Origin of the sequence: Amycolatopsis sp. DSM 110486, from assembly GCF_019468465.1 — a bacterium.
Taxonomy (GTDB): domain Bacteria; phylum Actinomycetota; class Actinomycetes; order Mycobacteriales; family Pseudonocardiaceae; genus Amycolatopsis.
The window spans coordinates 8,240,501-8,261,560 of the sequence record NZ_CP080519.1 but is presented as its reverse complement, the minus strand read 5'-3'; the positions used below and the strand labels follow the sequence as shown (position 1 = coordinate 8,261,560).

General features: G+C 66.9%; 22 protein-coding genes, 1 tRNA gene and 2 pseudogenes. 13 read left to right on the top strand and 12 right to left on the bottom strand.

Features of this window, described 5'->3' with window-relative positions; translation table 11 throughout:
• Positions 1 to 72 precede the first annotated feature (72 nt).
• From K1T34_RS40040 to K1T34_RS40015, 6 genes are all read left to right on the top strand, one after another.
• Entirely contained in the window at positions 73 to 267 is a 195-nt protein-coding gene (locus K1T34_RS40040; RefSeq protein ID WP_220239902.1) for a helix-turn-helix domain-containing protein, read from the top strand.
• The gene (locus K1T34_RS40035) at positions 249 to 575 is read left to right on the top strand and encodes a WhiB family transcriptional regulator (protein ID WP_220239901.1); all 327 of its coding nucleotides are present in this window, start codon (positions 249 to 251) and stop codon (positions 573 to 575) included. The genes K1T34_RS40040 and K1T34_RS40035 overlap by 19 nt, the downstream gene beginning before the upstream one ends.
• A complete protein-coding gene (locus K1T34_RS40030) occupies positions 572 to 901 on the top strand; it encodes a hypothetical protein (protein ID WP_220239900.1) in 330 nt (109 codons plus the stop codon). The genes K1T34_RS40035 and K1T34_RS40030 overlap by 4 nt, the downstream gene beginning before the upstream one ends.
• Positions 898 to 1,596, top strand: coding sequence for a hypothetical protein (locus tag K1T34_RS40025; protein WP_220239899.1), 699 nt, complete (start codon positions 898 to 900; stop codon positions 1,594 to 1,596). The genes K1T34_RS40030 and K1T34_RS40025 overlap by 4 nt, the downstream gene beginning before the upstream one ends.
• Positions 1,589 to 3,712 carry an FtsK/SpoIIIE domain-containing protein gene (locus K1T34_RS40020; RefSeq protein ID WP_220239898.1) on the top strand — a complete coding sequence of 708 codons (2,124 nt, stop codon included), beginning with the start codon at positions 1,589 to 1,591 and terminating at the stop codon, positions 3,710 to 3,712. Before K1T34_RS40025 ends, K1T34_RS40020 begins: the two co-directional genes overlap by 8 nt.
• A 150-nt stretch (positions 3,713 to 3,862) precedes the next feature.
• Complete coding sequence (locus K1T34_RS40015; RefSeq protein WP_220239897.1) at positions 3,863 to 5,614, top strand: recombinase family protein; 1,752 nt, start codon at positions 3,863 to 3,865, stop codon at positions 5,612 to 5,614.
• On the opposite strand, the gene K1T34_RS40010 is transcribed toward K1T34_RS40015, so the two are convergent.
• From K1T34_RS40010 to K1T34_RS53855, 5 genes are all read right to left on the bottom strand, one after another.
• A tRNA-Leu gene (locus K1T34_RS40010) sits at positions 5,596 to 5,679 on the bottom strand. The two genes, K1T34_RS40015 and K1T34_RS40010, sit on opposite strands and share 19 nt — an antisense overlap.
• 542 nt (positions 5,680 to 6,221) lie before the next feature.
• Positions 6,222 to 8,342 (bottom strand): FtsK/SpoIIIE domain-containing protein, encoded by a 2,121-nt coding sequence (locus tag K1T34_RS40005; RefSeq protein ID WP_220239896.1) that lies wholly within the window; start codon positions 8,340 to 8,342, stop codon positions 6,222 to 6,224.
• Positions 8,335 to 9,036, bottom strand: a complete 702-nt coding sequence (locus K1T34_RS40000; protein ID WP_220239895.1) for a hypothetical protein — start codon at positions 9,034 to 9,036, stop codon at positions 8,335 to 8,337. The genes K1T34_RS40005 and K1T34_RS40000 overlap by 8 nt, the downstream gene beginning before the upstream one ends.
• Positions 9,033 to 9,362 (bottom strand): hypothetical protein, encoded by a 330-nt coding sequence (locus K1T34_RS39995; protein ID WP_220239894.1) that lies wholly within the window; start codon positions 9,360 to 9,362, stop codon positions 9,033 to 9,035. Before K1T34_RS39995 ends, K1T34_RS40000 begins: the two co-directional genes overlap by 4 nt.
• On the bottom strand, positions 9,359 to 9,520 hold the full coding sequence (locus K1T34_RS53855; protein WP_370643854.1) for a WhiB family transcriptional regulator: 162 nt from the start codon (positions 9,518 to 9,520) through the stop codon (positions 9,359 to 9,361). The genes K1T34_RS39995 and K1T34_RS53855 overlap by 4 nt, the downstream gene beginning before the upstream one ends.
• 404 nt (positions 9,521 to 9,924) lie before the next feature.
• Here K1T34_RS53855 and K1T34_RS39985 point away from each other — a divergent pair, with 404 nt between their 5' ends.
• The 3 genes from K1T34_RS39985 to K1T34_RS53845 all read left to right on the top strand — a co-directional run bounded on the left by K1T34_RS39985 (position 9,925) and on the right by K1T34_RS53845 (position 11,771).
• A complete protein-coding gene (locus K1T34_RS39985) occupies positions 9,925 to 10,167 on the top strand; it encodes a hypothetical protein (RefSeq protein ID WP_220239893.1) in 243 nt (80 codons plus the stop codon).
• A 694-nt stretch (positions 10,168 to 10,861) separates the two neighbouring features.
• On the top strand, positions 10,862 to 11,269 hold the full coding sequence (locus K1T34_RS53850; RefSeq protein WP_255637899.1) for a transposase: 408 nt from the start codon (positions 10,862 to 10,864) through the stop codon (positions 11,267 to 11,269).
• Positions 11,217 to 11,771 (top strand): IS5 family transposase, encoded by a 555-nt coding sequence (locus tag K1T34_RS53845; RefSeq protein ID WP_255637898.1) that lies wholly within the window; start codon positions 11,217 to 11,219, stop codon positions 11,769 to 11,771. The genes K1T34_RS53850 and K1T34_RS53845 overlap by 53 nt, the downstream gene beginning before the upstream one ends.
• A 226-nt stretch (positions 11,772 to 11,997) precedes the next feature.
• Here K1T34_RS53845 and K1T34_RS39975 read toward each other — a convergent pair whose 3' ends face one another.
• Together K1T34_RS39975 and K1T34_RS39970 are read right to left on the bottom strand one after the other, a co-directional pair.
• A complete protein-coding gene (locus K1T34_RS39975; protein ID WP_220239892.1) occupies positions 11,998 to 13,254 on the bottom strand; it encodes an RNA polymerase sigma factor in 1,257 nt (418 codons plus the stop codon).
• Between the two features lie 16 nt (positions 13,255 to 13,270).
• Positions 13,271 to 13,627 carry a YciI family protein gene (locus tag K1T34_RS39970; protein ID WP_220239891.1) on the bottom strand — a complete coding sequence of 119 codons (357 nt, stop codon included), beginning with the start codon at positions 13,625 to 13,627 and terminating at the stop codon, positions 13,271 to 13,273.
• Positions 13,628 to 13,862: 235 nt separating this feature from the next.
• Here K1T34_RS39970 and K1T34_RS39965 point away from each other — a divergent pair, with 235 nt between their 5' ends.
• A complete protein-coding gene (locus K1T34_RS39965) occupies positions 13,863 to 14,048 on the top strand; it encodes a hypothetical protein (RefSeq protein ID WP_220239890.1) in 186 nt (61 codons plus the stop codon).
• A gap of 174 nt (positions 14,049 to 14,222) precedes the next feature.
• Here the strand turns inward: K1T34_RS39965 and K1T34_RS39960 are convergent, their stop codons facing one another.
• Complete coding sequence (locus K1T34_RS39960) at positions 14,223 to 14,954, bottom strand: hypothetical protein (protein ID WP_220239889.1); 732 nt, start codon at positions 14,952 to 14,954, stop codon at positions 14,223 to 14,225.
• A gap of 210 nt (positions 14,955 to 15,164) precedes the next feature.
• Positions 15,165 to 16,457 (bottom strand): IS256 family transposase, encoded by a 1,293-nt coding sequence (locus K1T34_RS39955; protein WP_220239888.1) that lies wholly within the window; start codon positions 16,455 to 16,457, stop codon positions 15,165 to 15,167.
• Positions 16,458 to 16,887: 430 nt separating this feature from the next.
• Here K1T34_RS39955 and K1T34_RS53840 point away from each other — a divergent pair, with 430 nt between their 5' ends.
• Positions 16,888 to 17,103 (top strand): hypothetical protein, encoded by a 216-nt coding sequence (locus K1T34_RS53840; protein ID WP_255638881.1) that lies wholly within the window; start codon positions 16,888 to 16,890, stop codon positions 17,101 to 17,103.
• A 252-nt stretch (positions 17,104 to 17,355) separates the two neighbouring features.
• On the opposite strand, the pseudogene K1T34_RS53835 reads toward K1T34_RS53840, so the two are convergent.
• Together K1T34_RS53835 and K1T34_RS53830 are read right to left on the bottom strand one after the other, a co-directional pair.
• Positions 17,356 to 17,418, bottom strand: a pseudogene (locus K1T34_RS53835) (hypothetical protein); the annotation flags it as partial.
• A gap of 310 nt (positions 17,419 to 17,728) precedes the next feature.
• Entirely contained in the window at positions 17,729 to 18,046 is a 318-nt protein-coding gene (locus K1T34_RS53830; RefSeq protein WP_255637905.1) for a hypothetical protein, read from the bottom strand.
• Positions 18,047 to 18,878: 832 nt separating this feature from the next.
• On the opposite strand from K1T34_RS53830, the gene K1T34_RS39940 reads away from it, so the two are divergent.
• Both K1T34_RS39940 and K1T34_RS39935 read left to right on the top strand, forming a co-directional pair.
• Positions 18,879 to 19,895 (top strand): alpha/beta fold hydrolase, encoded by a 1,017-nt coding sequence (locus K1T34_RS39940; protein WP_255637904.1) that lies wholly within the window; start codon positions 18,879 to 18,881, stop codon positions 19,893 to 19,895.
• A gap of 70 nt (positions 19,896 to 19,965) precedes the next feature.
• A complete protein-coding gene (locus tag K1T34_RS39935) occupies positions 19,966 to 20,670 on the top strand; it encodes an acetate uptake transporter (RefSeq protein WP_220239887.1) in 705 nt (234 codons plus the stop codon).
• On the opposite strand, the pseudogene K1T34_RS54810 reads toward K1T34_RS39935, so the two are convergent.
• Positions 20,612 to 20,950 (bottom strand): annotated as a pseudogene (locus K1T34_RS54810) (LysR substrate-binding domain-containing protein); the annotation flags it as partial. The gene K1T34_RS39935 and the pseudogene K1T34_RS54810 sit on opposite strands and share 59 nt — an antisense overlap.
• Positions 20,951 to 21,060: the final 110 nt, after the last annotated feature.

Sequence of the window (21,060 nt, the reverse complement as noted above, 5' to 3'; positions counted from 1 at the left end):
GCGCGGACAAACACGTCCGCATGACAGCTGAAATAAACAACATAGCCTTTAAATCGACAGAATGGTTCTCTCATGAACACCAAAACGACCTTTCACACCATTCCCGAGTCCGCGTGGATTCTCGGCGTCTCCCGCAACACGGTCAGCCGGGCGATCCGGACCGGCACCCTGCGCGCCACCCGATGCCGGACCGGCCTGCGCGTCTCCTCCGCCGAGCTGGCCAAGGCGCTTCAGGACGGAGGTGCGGCATGGACGACCTGCAGCTGATCGGCATCGCGTGGCGGCTGGATCGCTTGCGATGGGCGCCCACCGATGTCCTGACCAACATCGTGACCAGCGATGGAGCCTGCATGACCCCGGCGACGGGCGGGCCGCCGGACGCTCGTGACGATCGGGAGTTCGCCAAGCGCTTGTGCGGTGGCTGCCCGGTCCAGGACGAGTGTCTTGAACTGGAGCTTCGGACGACCGGCGCTGAGACGGTCGGCGTCTGGGGCGCGATGACCGACGACGACCGGCGCGCGCTGCACCCGCACTGGCTGCGGCGCGGCGAGCGGATCGATCGGGGTGAGCGATGAACGGACTGACCGTGACACCCACGCAGATCCTCGCCGGAGTCGGCGTGCTGCTCGTGCTGTTCTGGGTCTGGCGGGCCGGTGCCCGCCGGGCGAAGGCTGCCGCCGAAGCCGCTCGGAGCGGGGCGCGGCTCATGTCGCTGGCCGGGCGGGTGCTGTTCAACGCCGGCTTGATCGTCGCCGTCCAGTGGGTGGTGATCGCGCACCCGGGTAGCCCGTGGCTGCTGGTCGCTGTGCTCGGCCTGCCGGCGCTGTTCGCGTCGTACGCGCTGACCCGCGCTATGACCGTGACCGCCGTCGACACGCGGAAGGGGAGTGGTCGCCGATGAACCGTGCTCAACGGCTCGCGCAGGACGCGGCCGAAGCCGCGGAGGTGCGCGCCTACCAGACCGATCCGGACGTCGTCGCGCTGCGGATCGAGCGGGTCCGGCGGCAGGTCGACTGGATGTGCTGGACCGGGATCGTGCTCGGCCTGGCGTTCACGATGACCAACGTCCAGGGCTTCGCGTCTGCCGGAACACGGCCGGGCTCGCTGCCGTGGCTGGCGGCGTGGGTACTGGACCCGACCGTCTCACTGGTCCTGCTCGCGATCCTGCGCGCAGAGCAAGTGACCGCGCGATACCAGGTCCGGACGGGTCCGTGGGTGCGGCGGGCGAAGTGGTTCACGCTCGCGGCCACGTATGTCATGAACACCTGGACGTCGTTCGCAGCCGGCGAGCCTGCGTCGATCGTCCTGCACTCGGTGCCGCCGCTGGTCGTGTTCGTCGCGGTCGAAGCGATTACCGATTTGCGGGACAAGCTCACGGACGCCGTGCTCGTGGCTGCTGAACAGCGTCCTGTTCACGAGGAGCCCGTGAACGCTGGTAGGCGCGTCCTGTTCGGCGACTACCTCGCGATCGCCCGGGAGAGCTGGACGCCGGACATTGAGATCACGCCGGCGTGGGTGCGCCGGGCGACCGGCTGTTCGCGTGGGCTGTCACCGCGGCTTGCGCGGGCGCTGCGCGCGGAGGTGGCCAATGGCTGACTCGTTGCCGGTCAAGGCCGATCCCGTGCTCGACGGCGAGCTGGTCGACGACACGTTGCCGCAGCCTCGTCGGCGTGAGCGACGTCGGAACCGTTTCGTGTTGTGGTGGTTGCACTCGCCGCGGGTGCCGTTGTGGCTGAAGAACAAGTCGCAGGCGGTGCAGGCGCTCAAGGATGCTGTGGTGTGGCTGGTGCTGTCGCCGTTGCGGTTCCTCGGTGCGGTTGTGCGCGGTGTCGTCGTCGGTGCGCGGTGGTGGCGTAGGTGGGTAACCGTCCGGGATTACCGGACGGCCGCCGAGGAGTCGGAGAAGCTGGCGGACAAGTTCATCGAAATCCGGGCGCTGACGTTATTCCGGTGGAAGGTTAGCGGCGCCATCGCGGTCGTTGTCGCCATTGCGGTGGCCGTCATCGATCTGGTGTATGGGGACGATCCACTGTGGATCTCCGGGGCGGCTGCGTCGGTAGCGCTCGCGGTTCTCGGACGAAGGAAGGATGGCAGTCCCGGGCGTAAGCCTGCGCTCGCCGGACCGCGGACGCTGACGTGGACGATGGACCCGCAGGTCCTGGTGGACGCGTTCCGGGACGCGAAGCTGATCGGCAAGGACGAGACGTTGCGGCTCGTCGAGCGCGCGACGCGCGTCGGTGACGGCTGGGCGGTCACCGTCGACCTTCCTGCCACGCGCAAGGCGGCCGACGTGGTGAAGAACCGGGACGCACTCGCGTCGGCACTCGCGGTCGACGAAGTCCAGCTGATCGTCGAGCGGGTACGAGGCAACAGCGGGCACGCCGGTCGGGTGGCGATGTGGGTGGCTGATGAAGACCCGTACGCATCACCGCCGTTGAAGACGCCGCTGCTCGGCGTGACGCAGTGGGACGCGTGGCGGCCGATTCCGTTCGGACGGGATGCGCGGGATCGGCGGATCGACCTTCCGCTGGTGTGGACGTCACTGCTCGTCGGCGCGATTCCGCGACAGGGCAAGACGTTTTCCGCCCGGCTCGCCGCTGCCGGGCTCATCCTGGACGCGTGGGTCCGGCTGTACGTCGCGGACTTCAAAGCTGGGAAGGACTGGGACGCGGCCGGTTTGGTGGCGCACCGGTTCATGTCGGGCGACGAACCCGAACACGTGCTGGCCTTGGTGGATTGGCTGATCGAGCTGGTCGGCGAGGTTCAGACGCGGTTCCGGCGGATGCGCGACCTGGACGACCTCACCTGCCCGGAGTCGAAGGTCACGCCGGAGATGTCCCGGGACAAGTCGTTGAACATGCCGATCACAGCGATCTTCATCGATGAGGTTCAGGTTCCCTTGGAGGACCGCACACCCGTTGACGTGCAAGGAAAGAAGCTTCCCGCGGGTGAGTACGTCGGTGAGCTGCTGACCTGGCTGGCGAAGAAGGGGCCGGCTGCGGGGATCGTGCTCGTGCTCGCGACGCAGCGGCCGGATTCGAAGACGATCCCGTCCGGGCTGCGCGCGGTGCTCGGCTCCCGGTTCGCCTTGCGGGTGATGGACTGGCGCGACTCGAACATCGTGCTCGGCGAGCAGATGAACACGCGAGGGTTCGACTCCTCGCGGCTGCTGCCCTTGCACAAGGGCGTCGGCATCCTGCGGCCGGACGGCGACACCGCCGCTGGCGCCGACGTGCTGGCCATGACGGTCCGGACCTACTACATGCCGAACGAGGACTGGCGGACCATCTGCGAGCAAGGCCGTGCGCTGCGCGAAGCGGCCGAGACCCTGACCGGGCACGCAGCAGGGCAGGACACCATGCCGGTGCTCGACCACGCCGCGGCAGTGAAGGCAATCAGTGCAGGTCAGCCCGTTGACGCGGTTGAGCTGCCCTCGCTGCTCTCGTCGATCGTCGACTACCTGGGCGACGATCTCAGCGAGGACGGCCGGGACTTCGTACCGACGGCCGAACTGCTCGACGCGCTGGAGATGGACCGGCGGACGTTCGCCCAGGAGATGACTGACCTGGGATGCCGGCCGACCCGGGACCGGGTGATCGGCGACGACGGCGAGGTTAGGCAGGTGCGCGGATACCTGACGGCTGAAATCAGGAGTGCCATCAGTCGCGCGGCCACTGGCGGCGAGCCGGACGTGGAGGAAGATCAGCCATGAGTGCCGATCACTCCGCGGATCGACCGATCCGAGTTACCCTACCTGCGGGACTGCCAATTCTAACGCCTGCTGTCGCGCGCGGCTTGCTGGCCATCCTGATCGAGCTTGCCGAGGTGCCGGTACTGGACGGACCGGCGGAGGAGGTAGACCGTGACGGCTGAAATCAGCAGTGACCCGTGGTCGACGCTTGACTACATCCTTGGCCTGGAAGTCGTCGACCCCGTAGACGACGGGATCGGCGAGCTGGCGGTCTACGGCCGGTGCTCTACCGAGGACAACCAGGACCCCGAGACTTCTCGCGGCTGGCAGTTCGGGAACGCTCGGAAGTTCGTCGAGCCGCTGGGCGGACGGGTCGTGGCCGAGTTCTTCGACATCGGGCAGTCACGTTCGGTGCCGTGGGAGCGGCGTACCGAAGCCGCTCGGCTGCTTGCCGAGCTGAAGAACCCGCGGCGGACGTGGAACGCCGTCGTGGTCGGTGAGGGCACCCGGTGTTGGTTCGGCAACCAGTTCTCGCTGATCGCGCCACGGTTCGCTGCGTACGGGGTGGACTTGTGGGTGCCGGAACTCGGCGGAAAGTTCGACGCGCGGAACCCGTCGCACAAGATGCTCATGAGCGTGCTCGGAGGAATGAGCGAGTCAGAGCGGCAGCACGTGCAGGCTCGTGTCCGCGCAGCGATGGACGCCCAGGTCGTGAACGAAGGGCGACACCAGGGCGGCCGGGCACCGTATGGATACGTCGTGGTCGACGGCGGGCCGCATCCGAACCCGCGGAAGGCGGCCGAGGGGTTCCGATTGCGCGTGCTGGCGATCGACGACGAGGCGGCCGACGTTGTCCGGCGGATCTTCGCCGAGTACCTGGAAGGTGTTGGCGACCGCGCGATTGCGAAGGCCTTGAATCAGGACGGAGTGCCATGCCCTTCGGAACGCCGGCGCGACCAAAATCGCCACCGACTCGCCGATGGCTGGCAGGGCAGCACCGTTCGATCCATTTTGGAGAATCCGCGCTACACCGGGTACGCGATCTTCGGGCGCTGGACCAAGCACGAAACGTTGCTGAACCCAGATGATGTGAGCGCGGGCCATGTCGTGCGATTCCGCCGCGCGGAGCCGGAACGCGTCGTTCGATCGCGCCGGCCCGCCCACCCGGAGATTGTCTCGGTGGAGACGTTCACGCAGGCACAGCTGGTGCGCCGGTCCCGTGCGGCCGGTGGGATGCGTGGCATTGCGAAGCTTGACCGGGATCGGAGCGCCACCAAGCACACCTACTTGCTGAAAGGGTTGGTGCGCTGCGAGATCTGCACAAGGAAGATGCAGGGTGCGGCGATTCGGAAAGGCGTCTACTACCGGTGCATCGCCCGGACGCTGGCGCCGGGTTCGGCTGCGCTGGCCGATCATCCGAAGACAGTGAACCTTCGTGAGGATGTCGTGACTCCGCCGATCAACAATTGGCTGTGCCAAGTCTTCCACCCGAACAACCGCGACGAGACGGTAGCCGCGCTCATCGGAACGCAGGACGGCCGACCGGACAGCCGCCGAGCGGCCGCCGAGAAGCGACTCAAGGATGCAGAGGCGAAGTTGCGGCGACACCAGGCAGCCATCGACGCGGGCGTAGATCCGGCCGCGCTCGTCGAGCCCATGAACCACGCGCAGGCCGAGCGGCAAACCGCTAAGGAGGAGCTGGACCACCTACCCGAGGTGGCGACAGTCGACGTGGCGGAGGTGCACGCCATGCTCGACCAGCTCGGCGAGGTCGAGAGGCACCTCAACTCGCGGAACCCGGACCGGATCATGCAGGTCTACCGAGACGTGGGCCTACAAGTCGTGTACGACAACAAAAAAGAGGCGGTCGTGGTGACCGCCTCTCCCCGTGTGGGTAACGTGTGTGTCCGAGGGGGGACTTGAACCCCCACGCCCATTAAGGGCACTAGCACCTCAAGCTAGCGCGTCTGCCATTCCGCCACTCGGACTTGCTGATAAAGAGAGTATACGACCCCTGGAGGGCTGTTTTCAGGGGGGTGTCACCTGATGCTCATGGAGCGGATGGGACGATCATGTGTTTTGTCCATGATGGTGACTGTTTAGCGTATCGCCAGGTCAGGGCATCTTTTAGAGAGCCTGTGGGCGGCTCAGCTGGCTCGCACGCCGGGTGATGCTGACGTTCGGGGCGGTATCGAAGACGATCCACTCGGCTATGGAGTCCTCCTGAAGGCACGTTCGGTTTGAGACTTCCCGGCGAAGGCTCCCGGGCGAGGTCACCTTGCCGCCCGGAGCGATGCGATCCCGGTGTGGGCGTCAAGGTGTCCAGTAACCGGGAGTAGCCACTGTTGCCGGGGAAGGGGAAGGGCCAGCCAAGGTCGCATCGACTCGTTTGGCGCCCTTCTAGCTGCACGCGCGATCCTTCACCGTCCTTCCCCATCGCAACGTTTCAGCAGGTCAAGCGGGGAATATCAGCTGCCGGAACCTCCCCGACAGCCGCGTGCCTCCCCCAGAAAGTTCCCCGTCTCCCGTGTTACTCAGAGTCGCGGGCGGCGAGCGCCTGAGCGACGTCGTCGCTGCGGATGACCATCAACCCGTGCGACTTGGCGGGGCGGACGCCGTGCTCGGCCAGGGCGCCGGCGAGCCGGCTGGGTGTCCAACCGTCGTAATCGGCGGGGTTGTGGTCGGCGAGCCGCGAGAGCACCTCCTGTGTACGCATCCGCGGCTCGCCACGCAGGACTTGGGCGACGTCGGCGAGGTGGTCGATCGAAGCTGCTTCAGGCTCGGCGGCGACGATCTCTCTGCCGTCTTCGGCTACTGCCTCCACCGCGCGCGTGACGACCGGTGATACCTGGTCGATCCCATCTTCGAACGGTATGTAGAAGGTGCGGATCAGCTCGAACGCGGCGTCCGTGACACCGACGGCGACGCAGGTTCCGCGGTCGACGTTCGGGCGCAGCTCCGTCGCCCGGATGCCTGCCCGGTACTTCCCGGAGCCGAGCAACCCGTCGTTGGCGATCTGGTCGGCCACGGAGAACGCGACGCTGCACGAGACGTTCCGGGTGATCTCCCGAGGGATGCTGTCCCTGGTAGGGGACTGTGTGGCCAGCAGCACAACGATGCCGTACTTGCGCCCCCGCTTGATCAGCTTCACCGCCGTCTCCGCGGCTGCCGGGCCGTATTCAGGGTGCTGGAACAGCTCGTGGCATTCGTCGATCGCGCAGACCAGGGGGTGGAGCCCGAGGCTACGGTCATCGGCGAGCTTCCGCGACACCTTGGGCGGGCTGCCGGGCCGCCGGCCAAGGACCTTTCCCCGGCGCTCCATCTCGGTCAGCAGGTCGGCCAGCGCCCGCAGAGTGGCCTCGGCGACCGCGTCGTCCAGGCCTATGCGGTAGCGGGACAGCCGGGGCGTGAACGGCGCGAAGTCGGGCGACTCGCCCATGATGAACGCCCAGAGTTCAGCCGTGGGGTCGAGTGCCGCGCCCAGCAACAACGTTCGCAGGGCCGACGACTTGCCCTGCCCCGGCCGGCCGCCGATCAGCCAGTTGACACCGATCAGCGGCGCGTTGATGATCCGGCCGCGCTGGGTCAGTCCAAAGGGGACACCGTTGAACAGGTCAACCCGGCCCGCGGGCAGTAGGGGCCAGACGCCCGCGCCGCCGTTGAGCGCACCCTTGTCGGCGATCCACAGGTCCAGGATGCCATCCTCTTCGCCCGTGGTGGGCCACGTCTCCAACGTTGCCCGTCCCAGGTTGGCGGCCAACTTGGGACGTTGTGCGGTCACCATGTCCGCGGTGACGCCGAGGTGTAGCCGAACCTGGACGTAGGTGCCGTCGCCATCCTTTCGCGCGGCGACGATGTAGGCGAGTTCGCCACCTTCCTTGAAGAATCGGGTGAGCGCGCTGATTCCCAGGTGTGCCCACGCCTTGGAGACCATCCGCTCGTCGACCCACGAGGCGGCGTCCTGCCGTTCCGGGTGGACCAGCCAGGTGGCGCCGGGATCACGGTCGCGGCCCTCGAAAGCCGCCGCCAGTGCCCACACCGCCGGAACGGCGCACAGCGCCAGGGGCGCGACCCGGGCCACACCCGACCAGAGCACCTCCAGTTCGGCATAGAACTCCGCGAGCCACGGCCACATGTCCTCACGGTTCATGAACTCCTCAACCGTCCACAGAATGGCCACGACGGGAGCGACGGTTCGCGCGGTGATCGCGAGCCTGCGCAACACAATCCCAGCTTTCGCCCACCTCGCCGTAGCGTCCGACCGGATCAGCTCCTGCGCGGTGCGTCGTGCTTCGATGTCACCGGTGAGCCGGGCGCGCCGGGCATCCGCGCGCAGGTCGGCGTAGGTCGCCCAGGTCCAGAACTTGACCAGCCACCGCCAGTTGCCGCGCAGCACGAACCACACCAGCCTTGCAACATCCTGCGGGGCTTTCCGCACCCGGTACAGGACCACCGACCGTGCTCGAGTAACCGGCTCGGCCCTCTGTGCGTGCTTCCACCGCCGAGCGAACCCGCGTCGCAACTTCCGTTGTCGAGGCTGCGGAAGGGAGTCGTCGATCAGCTCGCCTTCCAGCACGGGTCCGACGTGCTCGACCTCTCCGATGGAGGGGTCCGACGTGCGCTCCGCCTTGATCGGCAGCGAGTCAGCCATCGGCCACCTCCGCCCGCAACGCCCGGGCCAATCGCGGTGACAACCCTCGCGAGCATCCGGTTGCCCGCCGCACCCATGCCGGCGTGATCTCGACGTCCGGCGTCCAGCTCTCCCGCGCAATCGCGAGGTACTCCGCGAACAGCACCCTGCGCCCCGAGTTCACGGGCTCGCCTTCGTGAACGGCTTGACGTTCAGCAGCGATAAGCACCGCGTCGGTCAGCTTGTCCCGAAGATCGGTGATCGCCTCGACCGCGACGAATACGACGATCGGCGGGACGGAGTGCAGCACGATCGCGGCGGGCTCGCCGGCCGTGAACGACGTCCAGGTGTTCATCACATAGGTGGCTGCAAGCGTGAACCACTTCGCCCGCCGTACCCACGGTCCGGTCCGCACCTGGTATCGCGCGGTCACTTGCTCGGCTCGCAGGATTGCGAGCAGTACCAACGAGACCGTCGGGTCCAGCACCCACGCCGCGAGCCACAGCAGCGACAACGGCTGCGTCCCGGCCGAGGCGAAGCCCTGCACGTTGGTCATCGTGAATGCCAGGCCGAGCACGATGCCCGACCAGCACATCCAGTCCACCTGCCGGCGCACGCGCTCGATCCGCAGCGCCACCACGTCCGGATCAGTCTGGTACGCCCGTATCTCCGCCGCTTCCGCCGCATCCCGGGCAAGCCGCTGAGCACGTGTCATCGCCGACCACCCCGCTTCGATGTGTCGACGGTGGCCACCATCAGGGCGCGGGTCAGCGCGTAAGCCGCGAACAACGCAGGCAACCCGAGTACGGCGAGCAGCAACCACCCGGCGCCCGCACGGGTGATCACCACCCATTGGACAGCGACGATGAGTCCTGCGTTGACCAGCACCGGTCCGGCCAGCGACACCAGTCGTGGCCGATTTCGGGCGGTTCTTGCCGCAGCCTTCGCCCGACGGGAACCTGCCCGCCAGACCCAGAACAACACGAGCAGGACACCGACGCCGGCGAGGATCTGCGTGGGCGTCACGGTGAGGTCGTTCATCGCTCACCCCGATCGATCCGTCCGCCGCGGCGAAGCCAGTGCGGATGCAGCGCCCGCCGGTCGTCGTCGGTCATGCCACCCCAGACGCCGACAGTCTCGGCGCCGTAGGTGCGCAGCTCCTGCTCCAAGCACTCGTCCCGCGCCGGCCTGTACGTCAGTTGGCACAGGAGCGAGGTCGACGACCACGACCACGCCGTGACCGACGAGGAATTCGCGCGCGACTGGCGCGACGCGCTCGGCCGGTACGAGGGACTGTGCGGACACGTCGTCCAGCCTGGTTCGATGCTCGTCGGCCTCGGGCGTCCGTGCCGCAGCTCCGCGCATTCCTCACCGCCCAGTCAACGCTTCCGACCCTCGACCAGCGTCTCCGTCATCCGCGGCACCGCAAGCCGTCGCGTTTGCTCCGACTGTTCCGGTACTTCCCGCAGGTCCGGGCCACACAGCGGCCCGCGGAGCGCGCGCTCCAACCGACGCGCGCCGCCGGCAACCAAGCTCCGGCGGAGGCGGGTCGCGTCCCGACCGCACCCGCCTCCGCCGGACTCCACACCCTCCGGAGCGAGCGATGACCGTACGGATGATCATCGCTCGCCCGCTGCCCGGCACGGTCGGAGAGACTCGTCGCGTCGTCCACCTGTTCCCGCTGCCTGCGGACGCCACAATGCCGGACCGCTTGACCGCGTACTGCGACGCCACATTCGGCCCGCACGAACTGGAGTTGCTGGAACGACCGGTCGGCATGCCTTGCGTGCTCTGCCTGCGGCGCTCGCCGCGCACGAACAGCGAACTACCAACGGTCGAGTCGTGACGAGACCTGTACAGGCCTCAGTGCCGGCGTTTCAGCGGGAACTTGACCCACTCCTACACATACCGGTCCGGCTGCTGATCGCATGCGTGCTCGCCGACGGAAAGTGGCGCGGAGAGGCCGCCGTGCGGGAGCGCGCTGCAGCTCACCGAACGACCTTTCAGGCTGCACGTCGAGTGCCTGAAGGCGGCGGGATACCTGCGGGGGCACAGCGCGGACCTCCGCTTGACGCACCTTGGTTACGACCGGCTCGCCGAACACGTCTCTGCGCTCGGACGGATCACCTTCGCCGCCGCCGAGCTTCTACGGAGCACCCTCAAGTCCCCAAGCCACACCGAGCAGTGACGGCCACCCGCGAGGCCTCGAACACCAGCCGGCGAAGGTCGTTACGGCCCACCATGACGGCGCTCACGGCAGTCGTCACAGCCGTCACAGGCGTATTACCTCTGATCATCGACACCTTTTGCTGTCACACCATATGAGACGGCGTGACAGGCTCCCACGAAGGCATGTGACGGCGGATCTCAGCCGCTGCGTCGCAAGCTTCCGTCAGCGCTCACTAGGTCCGGAGCGGCTCTTCGTCGTCCGGCTGGCAACTCAAGTTGTGGCCGTTCATGTCCGGGATCAAACTTCGGGTTGGACCAGCTTGTCACGACAACTAGGGCGTGTCTGACAAACATCGTCTGTGGCAGCTGGGATGCTGTCGGTCGTGTCGCGGTTTCAGTTGCTGTCAGACGAGCAGTGGGCGTTGATCAAAGACTTGTTGCCGGCGCGGACCGGTAAGCGGGGTCGTCCGTTTTCGGATGCGCGGGCGATGGTGGAGGGGATCGTCTACCGATATCGGTGTGGGATCGCGTGGCGGGACGTGCCCGAGGTGTTTGGTTCGTGGCAGACGATCTGGACCTGGCATCGCCGGATGGCGGGGGACGGCACGTGGGACATGGTGCTGCAGCGGCTGCTCACCGCCGCGGACGCGGCCGGGCAGATCGACTGGGCGGTGTCGGTGGATTCCACGATCGCGCGGGCGCATCAGCACGCCACCAACGTCAGGCGTGTCACGGGGGGCTGGGTCGAATTACACGGATCTGCTCGCCGAGCCGCCTGATCACGCGATCGGCCGCTCCCGCGGAGGCTGGAGCACCAAAGTTCACCACCTCGTCGACGGCAACGGGCGGCCGCTGGTAGCTCTGGTCGGGCCCGGCCAAGCCGGGGACGCGCCGATGTTTCCGCACCTGATGCGACATCTGCGCGTCGCTCGAATGGGGCGTGGCCGGGCGCGCACCCGTCCCGACCGGGTCCGGGGCGACAAGGCCTACTCCTCGCGAGCGATCCGCGGGCACTTGCGCACCCGCGGCATCACCGCCGTGATCCCCGAACCTGCCGATCAGGTCGGGCACCGCGCACGGCGGGGTTCACGAGGCGGCCGCCCACCAGCGTTCGACCCGGTCGACTACCAAGGCCGCAACGTCGTCGAACGCGGCTTCAACCTGCTCAAACAATGGCGCGGCCTGGCCACCCGCTTCGACAAGTTGGCCATCGTCTACCGCTCCGCAGTAGTCCTCCATGCCGTGATCACCTGGACCAAGGCTTTGTCAGACATGCCCTAGCGGTGGGCTGGCGTCGACCGATACATGCACAGGAGTGACGGAATGAGTAACCGGGTCAGGTCAGGCGGCTGGACCTCTGGCAACGCCAACGAAGACTCTGCCGGCACCCGCGGCTGGCTAGTGGGCCACTTCATAGCGGGAACGTGTCGACTCCCCCAGTTCCCGAGGCTGGCACCACCACGTGTGTGCAGGTGTGCCGAACACTGAGCCCGCGACGCTCACTGGATCAGTCGAGATGGCGCGCGACTTCTTCGCGCCGTCTGAGCAGGAAGGCGCGTTCCACCTCGTTGTCGGTCATCCTCAGGGCCTCCTCGTAGGACAGGTCCGCTTCCGGCCACCGGCCGAGGCGGCGAAGGAAGTCGGCGCGGGCCGCGCTCAGGTAGGCGTGGGTGGCCAGAGCCGGTTCGTCCAGCAGGGGCGCGAGTGCGGCGAGGCCGGCCTCCGGACCGTCCCGGAATCCGACGGCGATGGCCCAGTTGAGGTCGACGACCGCGGACGGCCACAAGCGGCTCAGCACCTCGTACAGCCCGACTATCTCCACCCAGTCGGTGTCCTTCCAGGTCGCCGCCTCCGCGTGCACCGCGGCGATCGCGGCCTGGACCGAGTACCTCGTCGGCCCCGCGCGCCGCAACGACTGGGTCAGCAGGGCGGTGCCCTCCTCGATCTGCCGCGCATCCCACCGTCGCCGGTCCTGGTCGGCGAGCAGGACCAGCTCCCCGTCCTCGGAGATCCTGGTGTCCCGGCGGGCGTCGGTGAGCAGCAGCAACGCCAGCAGGCCGGCGACATCGGTGTTGCGGGGCAGCAGTTGGTGCAGGGTGCGGGCGAGGTGGAGGGCACCGTCGACGAGGTCTCGCCGTACGAGCTGGTTGCCGACCGGCGTGACGTGGCCAGTCGTGAAGACGAGGTGCACGACGTCGAGAACGGAGTCCACACGTCGGGGAAGGTCACCGGGGTCGGGCATCCGGTAGGGGATCCGAGCACCGCTGATCTTCCTCTTCGCCCGCGTGATCCGCGCCGCCATCGCTGCGTCCTGCACCAAGAAGGCCCGAGCCACTTCGGTCGTGGACAGCCCGCACACCAGTCGCAGGGTCAGCGCCACCTGGGCATCGCGGGACAGGGTCGGGTGGCAGCAGGTGAAAATGAGCCGCAACCGGTCGTCGCCGACGGCTTGCGGGTCGGCCCCGTCCTCCGGCCCGGTCACAACGTCGTCCGTGACAAGCAACGGCAACGCCGAGCGCAGGACCGACTCCCGCCGCAGCAGGTCCTTCGCCCGGTTGCGCGCGACACTGGTCAGCCACGCGCCCGGCCGGGCCGGCACTCCGCTCACCGTCCACTTCCGCAGAGCCTGGGTGTACGCGTCCTGGACACACTCCTCGGCAAGGTCGAGATCGCGCACGACACGCACCGTCGCGGCGAGCACTCTGGCCCACTCGCGACGGTGCGCCTGCGCGACCGCCTCCGTGACGTCGACGTTCCCGGTCAAGGCGCGCCGAACCGGTCTAGCCCGGCTCGTTGATCGGCCGGATCTCGACCCCGCTGTGCGCGACCCTGAGCTCGGGAAGCCGTTCGGCGAGTTTGACCGCGGCGTCCAGGTCGGGTGCCTCCACCACGTAGTAGCCGCCGAGCGCTTCCTTGGACTCGAGGAACGGTCCGTCGGTCGGCGTCGGTCGGCCACTCACGCTGCCGCGCAGGCTCGTCGCGGTCGCCGTCGGCAGAAGCTCGTGGCCGGAGAGGACTGCGGCGCCGGCCGCGGCGTTGAACGCGGCATGTCCCGCTTCGACCTCCGCCCTCTCCTGCGGGGAGCCCGCTTCCCAGATCTGGTCGTCCCCATAGATGAGGAGCAGGTACTTCGCCATCTCACGCATCCCATCGGTTCGGGGCCTCCGTTCGGCCCGTCTGCCTCTACGACGAACGAACCAGCCACGAATCGATGCTCCGCCGCTCTCGCGATCGATTTTAACGGTGCGAGACCGCAGCCCGGTGCGCTCGTTGCCGTGATGATGTTCCTCCTCTCGCCCCTCAACGTCGTCTTCGCGATTTACGAGATGGAGATCATCCCGGAACGAGTTGATTGGACGGGTGCAGAGCTCGATGAGCGTCGCGTCGACTTCGATTCAGTGGCTCGGTCCGATTGCCGCAGGCTTGCTTGCTTCCGCGTCGGGCCTGACAGTGGCCACGGTCGTGTTCGTCTGCGTGATGGCCGCGCTCGCGATCGCCACGCACTCGTGCGTTGGCCTGCGAGTGCTGACCAGGGCCGTTATCGAGTCCGCCGAATAATGCGGAGTGGTCCAACCCCGTGTTCTGGCTGACACACCTCGTGTTTGGCACGCCGTCGGCGCTCCACACCGCCGACGCCGTGATGGGCCTGCTCGGACCACGGAGCAGCTGCCCGGACGACGGTCGCACCGACGTCACCTGGCCGCCGTCCAGTCTGTATAGCTTCGCGCTTGTTCACACAGCGCTGATATCAGCATGTTGAAGGGCGCGCACGTCGACCACAGTGATGACGTGGTTGCGCCCGTTCACGACGGCTACTTTCACGAGCGCCTCGAACGAACGGCGGGTGGAGACTCCATGGCGATGGACAGCCATGCCACGCAACGAATCCGCCGCGGCGGCAGTGCCGTTGCCCCAGCAACCCGCCAGGATCACGATCTCCGTGCCGTCATCGGCCAAGGGATTCGATGCCCGGACCACCACGCCGTAGTCGGCGGCAAGACTTCCATCGTCGTCATACTCCGGGTAGTACTCGTGGCCTGTCGCGCTATCCGCCACCGCCACTTCATGCGAAGTCCAACGCGGGAACCCGAACGTCAACGCCGGCCTGAGGCGCGGAATCATCTGAGCAGTTACCCTGTTGCCGTCAGGACCGCCGACCAGTACCAGATCGCGGCGCAACTCCGAACTCGGCATGTCGCCCGTCGGCCTCACCGTCGAATCGAAACCGAACGACCGCAACTGTTCCTCAACCGAGGCCATGGCCTCTGCGTCACCGAGGCCGATCAACCCGGATCGCTCCCACACGTACAGCTGGTTTCGCTCGTGCACACCGACAACGACCGTGACGCCGCGGTCGCCCATGTTCTTCCAGAAACGTCGGGCACGCCACCGTCGCGCCTGCCGCCGCGTCCGACCGGTCACCCATACGGCGATACCGCCGATGCATGCCGCGATCAAGTTCACCGCGATGTCCGGACCTGACTGGCCCAACCACGTGGCTACCTCAGCCAGCCACTCCCAGAGACCCACCGCACCCCCACCGCGTCAAGTACCTGCACTCACGCCGCCTGGCTGCCGCCCAGGGCGGGAAACACGACCCCGAGTATCGAGTTCAGTAGAGGGGCGGCCAGCAGCTCCGGGTCTATCCCGTGATCGGTGTTTCCGGCGGGTCGGTCAGTAGGTTTCGGCTCCCGGCCAGCGGTCACCGAACGTGATGGCGAACGCGTTGATCACGGGCTTCCAACGCATTGTCCACCTGGCGCGCCCGGTCCCCGTCGGGTCCAGGCTGCGTGTCACAAGATACAGACACTTCATCGCGGCCTGCTCGGTGGGGAAATGCCCGCGCGCACGGATCGCCCGCCGGTAGCGGGCGTTCAGTGATTCGATCGCATTCGTCGAGCAGATCATGCGCCGAATTTCAACATCGTAGTCCAGGAACGGTACAAACTCTTCCCACGCGTTGCGCCACAGTCGAATCATCGCACCATACTTTTTACCCCATTTCTCGTCGAGTTCGTCCAATGCGGCAAGCGCCGCGTCAGGATTGGGTGCGGTGTAGATGGGTTTAATATCCCTCTTGATCTCGTCCCAGTTCTGCCGCGCCGCCAACCGGAACGTATTGCGGATCAGGTGAACGATGCACGTCTGAACGATGGTTTGCGGCCACACGTTCGCAACAGTCTCCGGGAGGCCTTTGAGACCGTCGCAGACGAGGAAGAACACGTCACGAACGCCCCGGTTCTTCAGGTCGACCAGAACGCTCATCCAGAACTTCGCGCCCTCGCCGCCGACGCCCATCCACAGGCCCAGCACGTCCTTGTGCCCGTCCACGGTCACGCCGATGGCCGCGTAGACCGGGCGGTTGGCGACCTGCCCGTCCCGGACCTTGACGTGGATCGCGTCAATGAACACCGCCGCGTAGATCACATCGAGCGGGCGGCTGGCCCATTCCTGCATCTCGGCTATCACTTTGTCGGTGATCCGCGATATCGTCTCCTTGCTCACCGACGCCCCATAAATCTCACCGAAATGCGCGGCTATTTCGCCAGTGGTCATCCCTTTCGCATACAACGACAACACGATCTCGTCCACATCGGCAAGCCGACGCTGCCGCTTCTTCACGATCTGCGGCTCGAACGTGCTTTCCCGATCCCGCGGCACCTCGACCCGCACCTCGCCGACTGCGTCCGAGATCACGGTCTTCGGCCGACTACCATTTCGCACATTGGTCGATTCCCGGTCCGGGTCGACCTGGTTCTTCTCGTGCCCGAGGTGCTCGGTCATTTCCTCGTTCAATGCCGTTTCCAGCACGTTCTTGGTGAACAGCTTCAGCAGCCCGTCCGGGCCGGTCAACGCCAGCCCACGCGCCTTGGCCTCGGCCACCATCGCCGCCGCAGCGGCCTGCTCCGGCGACAGCTGCGCCGGCTTCTCGTCACGCTTGCGTCGACTCACAAGGTCCGATGTCATCACTCACAGTGCCCATCCCGCCGGACCTCAGCCCGGCGTGTCGGGCCGGAAACACCGATCTTGGAACAGTCCCGCAGCTCCCAGTGTGGCGTCTTCGTCGCCGATCCACCGGCCGAACACTGTGCCAGAAAGCTTGCCAGCGCGACGGGCAGGATCACGGCGCCGGCCACCGGCGGGAAGAATGAGGGCCACGCCGGCGTCGAGTGGGGGCATCTGGCTGCGTCTGCTGGTCGAGGGCGCCCTGGTGTTGGGACGAATCAGGGCAACCGGCATCCCGCGCGCTGTTCGCGGCCTGGCATCTTTTGCCTTGGGGTGGAGAGGTGCGTCCTGGCGGTGATCGAGGATGTTCATGCTCTGGGTTCGGAGCTTGAGCGTTCTTATCCGGGGTACGTGCGGGGCCGGTTGAGGTTCCGGGTCAAGCAGATCGTGGATGTCGCGTTTCCTGGACGAGACGGTGATGGGGTTCGCGTTCCCGAAAGAGGAGCGCGCCGCGTTGGTCACCGGTGAGCCGGGGAAGTTCTGGCTGCCGTCGAAGTCGGATATGCGGTTCAACTGGGTGCACGTCGAGCTTGCTGCGCTGGATCCTGCCGAGGCTCACAAGCTCGTGGTGGATGGTGGTCCCGCAGAAGGTCTCCCGTGCCCATGACCTCGCCCATCCCGATGGTCCGGGATGACAGCGCCTGCCTCGGGTTAGCTCGACCTTCGATGAACGTCCGGCCGGCACGTGCCGACGGACCTGGCTCGGCTTGGGCCCCGGTGGTCGGGCAAACCGCTCAGGTTGCGACGCCGCAATCACCTGCACCGCGACAACGTGATCAACTACCGGCGATACCGGGGGTCGGGTGTACCTCGGGTTCTCCAAGATCATCCCGACGGTGCGAACAATCCACCGCGCCCCCGACCGGTGGGAGTTCCTCGCCGGATCCGCGCTCGACGGGCACGGAACACCACGCTCATTCAACTCCCGCGCCAACGACGCGATCGACCGGCCCGCAGGCGCGCTCGGCGAACATCCATCGCACCCGCTGCGAGGTCTCCGGGTCCGGCTCAAGTCTGTGCAAACGCCGACCCCATCGCGCGTGGATCATGTTCGGATGAGGCCCGCCGTCAGCCAACCGATACCCATAAGGAGGATGACCGCCAAGAAAACGCCCCTGCAACCGTGTCTGCGCACGCATCGCTGCCATGACACGGTACCGAGTCCGCACGACCTCACGCTGCGCCTGAGCGCCCAGCAGCGTCATCAACCCTCGATAAACAGGACTGCCCAGCTACACCGGGCCGCCAGCCTCAGGCAACCACACCTGCACACCCACCGCATCCAGCCGAGCGACCACTTCCCGGAACTGGTCACCGTGGAAAGCCCGCTCGTACTCACCCACCACCACAGCATCAAACGCACGATCCCGGCTCTCCGCAACCGCCAACAACTCAGACGCAGCCGGACGGTCCGGCCACGACCACCGCCGCGACCGGCTCTCATCGAAGAACTCGACCACGACCTCGCCGACACCCTCGACCAACTCATCCGCCACCGCGCGCTGCCACGCACGAGACGTCCGCGGGTCTTGGAACTCGCTGGTCGACATCCGCCCGTAAAACGCAAAACGCACACCGCCTGGCTCCCGCTCGGACGTACGTGCCACACCACGCCGAGCAGCCACAGCCCCTGCAAACCCCGCACCAGTCAACCCGCCCACTACCTCTCCTTCCGCCGGTCCGAAACCGAAACCGCGCAAAGATTGACCAATGACGACAGACGAGCGAGCACCGCCTGAACAGATCAACGATCGCGCGATCGCTCGACGACCTACGCGCCATCCGCATGGCGGTGCTGCGCGCCACCGGGACAGCGTTCTGCGCCGGTGGGGATCTCAGCAAGCCCTTGACCGCCGCCGTCCGTGGCCCGCTTTCGAAGCCAGGTGGACATGGCGCTGATATGCGACTATCGGATCGCCCCCGACACCACCCCTTTAGTGAGGGCTACATCCAGGCACGTGCGGTCCCCCGCGGCGGCGGCTGCTTACTACCGCCCACGCCCGATCGGGAGGTCACGGGCCACTGCGCCTGCTGCAAGACCTGCACTCGAACGGCCGAACGCGTGGCGAAGAGCGAGGCCCGTCTCAACGGGGCCGAAGGCTTGAGCGGCACCGGCGTGGAGGCACCTGGTGAGCTCGAACAAGACCCAGAGTGACAGGTCGTCGCTCTGGGTCCTGGGGACGGTCGAAGTCCGTCGCGGACGGACCGCGAACTGCTCGACGTGCACAACTTGAACATCGAGAATCCCACCGGTACCAGCGCTGGTCGACCGGGGTGGGAACTGGCGCGATACAGTTCAGCTGGCCCGCACCGCCTACCCGGTGGCGGCGTATCGTGGACCACGAGGAGCGCGCAGCCGGAGAAGCCGGCAAGGAGGCTCTCGTGGATTACGAAATGTTCGACCTTGGTACCGTCCGGTTACAAGAAGGCGCCACGCTCAGCGATGCCAAGCTCGCGTACAAGACTTACGGCGAGCTCAACGGTGACAAGAGCAATGCGATCGTTTACCCAACGTGGTACTCCGGGCAGCATTACGACAATGAATGGCTGATCGGCGAGGGGATGGCGCTCGATCCGGCGAGATACTTCATCATCATTCCGAATATGCTGGGCAACGGGTTGTCCTCGTCGCCGAGCAACACGCCCGCGCCGCATGACCGCGCGTCGTTTCCCCGGGTGACCATGTATGACAACGTCCAGTTCCAGCACCGGCTGGTGACCGAGCGCTTCGGCATCGGGACACTGGAGTTGGTCACCGGCTGGTCGATGGGCGCCGGGCAGACCTACCAGTGGGCGGTCAGCTTCCCCGACATGGTCAAGCGGATCCTGCCATTCTGCGGATCGGCGAAGACCAGCCTGCACAACTTCGTGTTCCTGGAAGGGGTCAGGGCGGCGCTTACCGCGGACGCGGCCTACAACGGCGGCCGGTACGACAAGCAACCCGACATCGGGCTCCGCGCCATGGCGCGGGTCTACGCCGGCTGGGGCTTCTGCCAGCAGTTCTACCGGGAGACGATCTACGAGCGCGAGCCACTGGGCTACGCGTCCCTGGAAGACTTCCTCGTGGCCTTCTGGGAGGGCCTGTTCCTCAAGCGCGACGCGAACAACCTCCTGACCATGCTGTGGACCTGGCAGCACGCCGACATCGGCAACACGCCGGGAATGCGCAGCGTCGAGGACGCGCTCGGCGCGATCCGGGCGCCCGCGATCGTGATGCCTGCGCAGCAGGACCTGTACTTCCCGCCCGAGGACAACGAGTGGGAAGTCAAGCACATGCACCGGGCGGAACTGCGCGTCATCCCGGGAGCGTGGGGACATTTCGCCGGTGGCGGCCTCAACCCGGAGGACACCCGGTTCATCGACAACGGCCTCAAGGAACTGCTCGCCACGGAAGTTTGATCCGCCTGGCCTCGACGCGGTTCCACCCGGTCCGTGTCGGAGCATTCCTGCGCAGCCTGGAGGGAGCATCATGACCAGCAGCGCAGAATACGCACAACGAACCGCTCCTCCGGGAGCCGCCCCGCAAGTGCCGCCGCCGCGTGCGGGTGAGCCCGCCACGACCGCCTTCGCCCCCACAGCCAGCGGGGTGCCCCTGGCGCTGGCGGGGTTCGGATTCTCATTGACGATTCTGTCGTTGGCCAACACAGGTGTCGTGGACCAGCGGACGGCCACGCTGTTCGTTCCCGTCGCGATGGGCACTGGCGCGCTCGCCATGCTCGTCGGCGGGATCTGGGAGTTCCGCGGCAACAACCTGTTCGGTGCGACGTTCTGTTCGGCGTATGCCTGCTTCCTGTTCACCACGGCGCTGATCGTGCAGTTCTACGCACCGATGATCACCGACACGGCGGGAGCAGCGAACTTCGCCCGCATGTTCGGCGCTTACCTGATCGTGTGGGCGTTGTTCACCGCGATGCTCGCCGTGGGGGCACGGGTGGTCAACGCACCCGCGTTCACCGCGTTCGTGTTGCTGGTCGTGGTCTACGTGCTGCTGGGCCTCGCCAACCTCATCGGATCGGGAGCCACCGCGATCGCGCTGACCAAGGCCGGCGGCTGGGTCGGCCTCCTCGACTCCTTCGTCGCGTTCTACCTGTGCTCAGCCATCGTCCTCAACGACGTCAGCGGACGGGGCCTGCTGCCGATCTGGCCGGCCAGGCGGACGGCGCACTCGGCCTGAGTGGACCGCGCGCGGCAACTGGAGCCCTCCGGTGGGCCGGTGCCGAGCGCCGCCGAGATTTCCCCGGCGGCCGGGTGCCGCCGGACCGTCGCCGGGCGTTCTCGAGGAAGGCGACGACGGCCGGGTTCGTCTCGTCGGCGCGTTGGACGACGGAGAATTCGGCCTTCGCCCCCAGTCCGGACAGTGGGCGGTAGCCGACACTGGGTACCGCGATCCGGTCGACCCGATCCGGGACCAGCGCGATACCGACCCTCGCGGCGACGAGCTCGAGCACGCTGAGCGTGCTGCCTGCGACGCGCCCTCAGAGCGTCGGGGATCGGACCTTCGTGTGTTCTTGTCGAGTAACCCACTCGATCCGCGAAGGAACCGGGGCCGGACCGATTCCTTTTC